Origin of the sequence: Actinoallomurus acaciae, from assembly GCF_042429965.1 — a bacterium.
Classification (GTDB): domain Bacteria; phylum Actinomycetota; class Actinomycetes; order Streptosporangiales; family Streptosporangiaceae; genus Actinoallomurus; species Actinoallomurus acaciae.
Window position 1 is genome coordinate 1 of record NZ_JBHLZP010000500.1, and the last position, 5,803, is coordinate 5,803.

4 protein-coding genes are annotated in these 5,803 nt (G+C 71.5%); all 4 read left to right on the forward strand.

Annotation, left to right across the window (positions count from 1 at the left end):
• A partial coding sequence (locus ACFFNX_RS39980; protein ID WP_378211370.1) for a beta-N-acetylhexosaminidase occupies positions 1-1,512 on the forward strand: 1,512 nt, incomplete at its 5' end.
• 618 nt (positions 1,513-2,130) lie between these two features.
• The gene (locus ACFFNX_RS39985; protein ID WP_378211371.1) at positions 2,131-2,289 is read left to right on the forward strand and encodes a DUF397 domain-containing protein; all 159 of its coding nucleotides are present in this window, start codon (positions 2,131-2,133) and stop codon (positions 2,287-2,289) included.
• A 227-nt stretch (positions 2,290-2,516) separates the two neighbouring features.
• A complete protein-coding gene (gene clsA, locus ACFFNX_RS39990; RefSeq protein ID WP_378211372.1) occupies positions 2,517-3,110 on the forward strand; it encodes a cardiolipin synthase ClsA in 594 nt (197 codons plus the stop codon).
• A gap of 31 nt (positions 3,111-3,141) precedes the next feature.
• Positions 3,142-5,640 carry a sugar phosphate nucleotidyltransferase gene (locus tag ACFFNX_RS39995; protein ID WP_378211374.1) on the forward strand — a complete coding sequence of 833 codons (2,499 nt, stop codon included), beginning with the start codon at positions 3,142-3,144 and terminating at the stop codon, positions 5,638-5,640.
• Positions 5,641-5,803: the final 163 nt, after the last annotated feature.

Sequence of the window (5,803 nt, forward strand, 5' to 3'; positions counted from 1 at the left end):
GCTCCCGCGGCCGCCCGGCCGCCCCCGGCCGCACCGCGGCTGGTGCCGGAGCCCTCCTCGGTGCGGACCGTCCCGGGAGTGACGTTCACCCTCACCCGCGCCACCCGGATCGTCGCCCGGCCCGGGTCGGGTACGGCCGGGGCCCATCTCGCCGGCATTCTGCGCCGTTCCACGGGCTACCCCCTGCCGGTGGTCGCCGGCGGCGCCTCGCGCGACGTCATCTCCCTGGCCCTGTCCGGCCGGGAGACGGGCGAGGCCTACCGCCTCGCCGTGACCGGGACGTCCGTGCGCCTGGAGGCCGGCACGCCGGAGGGACTGTTCCGGGGCGTGCAGACGCTGCGCCAGCTCCTCCCGCCGTCCGTGGAGGCGCCGACCGTCCAGCACGGCCCGTGGACGGTGCCCGGCGTGCGGGTCGAGGACTCCCCGCGCTTCGCGTGGCGCGGCACGATGCTCGACGTCGCCCGGCACTTCTTCACGGTGCGCCAGGTCGAGCGGTACATCGACCTGGCCGCGCTGTACAAGATCAACACTTTGCACCTGCACCTGAGCGACGACCAGGGCTGGCGCATCGCGATCGACGGCTGGCCACGCCTGGCCGCCTACGGCGGGAGCACCGAGGTCGGCGGCGGGAGGGGCGGCTACTACACGCAGGCCGACTACACCCGGATCGTCCGGTACGCCGCCGAGCGCTACATCACGGTCGTGCCGGAGATCGACGGGCCCGGCCACACCAACGCGGCCCTCGCCTCGTACGCCCGGCTCAACTGCGACGGCCAGGCGCCGCCGCTCTACACCGGCACCGACGTGGGGTTCAGCTCCTGGTGCATCGCCAAGCCCGTGACGTACGAGCTGCTCGACGCCGTGCTCGGCCGGCTCGCCCGCCTGACCCCCGGGCCGTACCTCCACATCGGCGGCGACGAGGCGCACAGCACGACGGCCGCCGACTACGCGACCTACATCGGCCGGGCCGGCCGCATCGTCACCGGGCACGGCAAGAGGCCGGCCGGCTGGAGCGAGATCGGCGCGGGAAGGCTCCCGGCCGGGTCGGTCGCGCAGTACTGGAACACCGCCACGGGCTCGGAGGGCGGCACGCGGACCGCGCGCGAGGCCGTCGCCCAGGGCGCCAAGGTCGTGATGTCACCGGCGAACCGCGCCTACCTCGACATGAAGTACGACGAGAGGACCCGCCTGGGCCAGGACTGGGCCGGTCTCGTCGAGGTGCGGGACGCCTACGACTGGGACCCGGCCGCGCTGGTCGACGGCGTGACCGAAGGGGACGTCCTCGGCGTCGAGGCCCCGCTGTGGACGGAGACCATCGTCACCGACGACGACATCGACTTCATGGCGTTCCCGAGGCTGCCGGCCATCGCCGAGATCGGCTGGTCGCCGCGGGCGGCGCGGACGTGGAGCGACTTCCGGCTGCGTCTGGCGGCGCAGGGCCCACGCTGGTCGGCGCTGGCGGTGAACTTCTACCGCTCGCCGCAGGTGCCCTGGCCGGCGTCCGCGTCGTGAGCCCCGGTAGGGCCCGGTCGGCGGTGCACGCGGCGCCGGGCGGTGGGGAGTTACCGGCCGGGCGCCGCGCCGGTTGTGAATTTACGTCCGTCCGAGCCCCTTCCGCCGTTCCGGCACATGGAGTTACGTTCGAAGTGTTCCACCAGGTCAGCGGGTGTGCCGATCCTCTGTGGATCTCCAACGAACCGCACCGCCCAGCCCGCCTGGCCGGCGGAACGAGAAGAAGATGACGGGGTTTCGATCCGCCCCAGAAGGTCCGGCTCCGTCACAGGCCGGCCCCGACGCGCATCCGGGGGCCGGCGATACGGGCGCTGGACGCCTCGACGGCTCAGGCCGCGCGCGCCCGGCGCCCCTCCGTGCGCCCGGCGCACCGGCGGAGCCGGTGGCCGGCGGACGTTATGGCGTAATTTGGGCGACTGGATCGATGGACTCGAATGCGTCCGGAATTCAGCCAGTCGATATGCATGTGCACGCGGTATGTGCAGGACCTATGATGTCCGCAAATCGGATGTGGGTGCGCAGGGTCGTGACTCTTCTCGCCGAGCACTCGCCGGCATCACGCCCGCTGATCTGTGGCGCCTCACGAGCCGTGAGGGCATGGTTCAAAAGGGGGCGGGGATGGGTCTTGCCGGCAGCGACCCGCGATCAGGTATCCCCGCTGCGTCTTGGCGAAAGAGCAGCCGGAGCAATCCGAGTGGAAACTGCGTCGAGGTGGCACGGGTCCTCCCGGGGGCGGCGGACGGGGGCGTGCCGGCGCGGTCCGGCCGCGATGAATAACACGTGGCGCGTGGCCGGGGCCAGCGCCGTCTCCCCGGCTGGCCGATGCCGGACGGGCCCGGCCCGGGAAGATCCGATCCCCTCCCGCGACCGGCGGGGCGCAGGTCATGGGTCCGGGCAGCGTGCGCGGTCAATGGCCTGTTCCGGCTGTGTCCAGCACCACTTATTCGGCGCGCCAGTACCGACAGGTAAGGTCATGACCAGCGCTGGGGAGCGGGAGGTGGCCGTTGAACGACCGTCTGTGGACGTGGCCGAACGCATTGAGCTTCGCCCGTCTGCTCGGTGTCCCGATCTTCTTGTGGCTCGTGCTGGTCAAGCAGGACTGGTGGGCACTGGGCATCCTGGTCTTCGCCGGGCTCTCGGACTGGCTGGACGGCAAGCTCGCCCGGGTACTCGACCAGACCAGCCGGATCGGCACGCTCCTGGACCCCGCGGCGGATCGTCTCTACATCTTCGCCACGCTCGTCGGCCTGGTCGTCCGCGACATCGTCCCGCTGTGGCTGGCCGTCGCCCTCGTCGCCCGCGAGGTCTACATGGGCATCCCGCTCTACGTCCTCAGACGGCACGGCTACGGAGCGCTCCCGGTCCACTTCGTGGGCAAGGCCGCCACCCTCTGCCTGCTCTACGCCTTCCCGCTTTTGCTGCTCGGCGCCCACTCGGGCTCCTGGGCCACGGTGCCGAAGGTCGTCGGCTGGGCGTTCACGCTCTGGGGGACCGGCCTGTACTGGTGGGCGGCCGCTCTGTACACCGCCCAGGTCCGGCGGCTCGTCCGCATCGTGCACAGTCCCGGCGAACTGAAGGGAGCGGAACCCAGACCATGATCGGCGCACCCATCGCAAAGGAGTGGCTCCCGTGAAAGCGGTTGTGATGGCGGGTGGGGAAGGGACGCGGCTGCGGCCCATGACGGCCAACCAGCCGAAGCCACTGCTGCCGGTGGTCAACAAACCGATCATGGAACACGTGCTGCGCCTGCTGAAGCGGCACGGCTTCACCGAGACCGTCGTGACGGTGCAGTTCCTCGCCGCGCTCGTGCGCAACTACTTCGGCGACGGCGAAGAGATCGGCATGAGCCTCAGCTACGCGACGGAGGAGATGCCGCTCGGCACCGCCGGCAGCGTCAAGAACGCCCAGGACGCCCTGCGCGACGAACGCTTCCTGGTGATCTCCGGCGACGCGCTCACCGACATCGACCTGACCGACCTGGTGCGCTTCCACAAGGAGAACGGCGCGCTCGTCACCATCGCGCTCAAGCGGGTGCCCAACCCGCTGGAGTTCGGCATCATCATCATCGATGACGACGGCCGGGTGCAGCGGTTCCTGGAGAAGCCGACGTGGGGCCAGGTCTTCTCCGACACCGCCAACACCGGCATCTACGTCATGGAGCCCGAGGTCCTCGACCACGTCGCGGCGGGTGAGCCGGTCGACTGGTCCGGCGACGTGTTCCCCAAGCTCCTCGCCGAGGGCGCCCCGCTGTACGGCTACGTCGCCGACGGCTACTGGGAGGACGTCGGCACCCACGAGAGCTACCTCAAGGCCCAGGCCGACATGCTGTCCAGAAAGATCGACATCGAGCCCGACGGCTTCGAGGTCTCCCCGGGCGTCTGGGTCGCCGAGGGCGCCGAGGTCGACTCCGAGGCGGTCCTGAAGGGCCCGCTCTACATCGGCGACTACGCCAAGGTCGAGGCCGGCGCCGAGCTGCGGGAGTTCACCGTGCTCGGCAGCAACGTCGTGGTCAAGGAGGGCGCGTTCCTGCACCGCGCCGTCGTGCACGACAACGTCTTCATCGGGCCGTCCACGAACCTGCGCGGCTGCGTCGTCGGCAAGAACACCGACGTCATGGCCGGCGCCCGCATCGAGGAGGGCGCGGTCATCGGCGACGAGTGCGTGATCGAGTCCGAGGCGTACGTCTCCAGCGACGTCAAGGTGTACCCCTTCAAGACGATCGAGGCCGGGGCGGTCGTCAACACGAGCGTCATCTGGGAGTCGCGCGGCCAGCGCACGCTGTTCGGCCCGCGCGGCGTGTCCGGCCTGATCAACGTGGAGATCACCCCGGAGCTCGCGGTACGGCTCGCCAGCGCGTACGCCACGACCCTGAAGAAGGGCGCCGGCGTCACCGCCTCCCGCGACGCCTCGCGCGCCGCCCGCACGCTCAACCGGGCCGTGCAGAGCGCGCTCACCGCCAGCGCGATCAACGTACGGGACCTGGAGGCGTGCCCGATCCCGGTCGCGCGGTACGAGACGGCGCGTGAGGACTGCGCGGGCGGCATCGTGATCCGCACGACGCCCGGCGACTCCCAGGGCGTCGACATCGTCTTCCTCGACGAGCACGGCGCCGACCTGTCCCAGGCGGCCCAGCGGAAGCTGGAGCGGGTGTTCGGCCGCCAGGAGTACCGCCGCGCGTTCCCCGGTGAGATCGCCGAGCTGTCCTACCCCTCCCGCGTCGTGGAGACCTACGTCCGCGACCTTCAGCGCTGCATCGACATGCGCGGCGTCCGCGAGGCCGAGCTCAAGATCGTCATCGACTGCGCGGGCGGCACCGCCTCGCTCGTCCTGCCGCAGCTCCTCGGCCGGCTCGGCGTCGATGTCCTCACCGTCAACAACCGGCTCGACGAGGTGTCGCCCACCGAGACCCTCGCCGAGCGCATGCGCGACCTGCAGCGCCTCGGCGAGCTCGTGTCATCCTCCCGGGCGGCGTTCGGCGTACGGTTCGACCCGGTCGGCGAGCGCATCGCCCTCGTCAACGAGAACGGCGAGCTGATCAGCGACGACCGCGGCCTCCTCGTCGTGCTCGACCTGGTCGCCTCCGAGCGGCGGGGCGGCCGCGTCGCCCTGCCGGTCACCACGACCCGCGTGGCCGAGCAGGTGTGCCGCTTCCACGGCGTGCAGGTCGAGTGGACCTCGACCTCGCAGGACGTGCTGACGAAGGCCGCCGCCGCGGAGGACAACATCTTCGCCGGCGACGGGCGCGGAGGGTTCATCGTCCCGGAGTTCAGCCCGACGGTGGACGGCATCGCGGCGTTCATCCGGATGCTCGGGCTGGTCGCCCGCACCCGCCTGACCCTGTCCCAGATCGACCACCGGATCCCCGAGGCGCACCTGCTCAAACGGTCCGTGCCCACGCCGTGGGCGGCCAAGGGCAGCGTGATGCGCCACGTCGTGGAGGCCGCCGGCGACCGGCGGGTCGACACCACCGACGGCGTACGCGTCATCGAGGACGACGCGAGCTGGATCCTGGTGCTGCCGGACCCGGCCGAGGCCGTCACGCACCTGTGGGCCGAGGGCGCCGACCGGGACACCGCCCAGGACCTCCTGCAGGACTGGGCCCGCGTGGTCGAGAGCGCCGGTAGTTGATCGGCGCGGAAGAGACCGCGGACGCGCCGGCCGCCGGCCCGCCCGTCCCGGCGAGACGTTCCTTCGCCCGGCGGTGGCTGCGCCGTCTGGCGGCGGCCGTGGCGGCGCTCGTCGTCGTGGGCACGGTCTTCTCGTTCGTCTACAACGCGGCGACGGCCGGCCG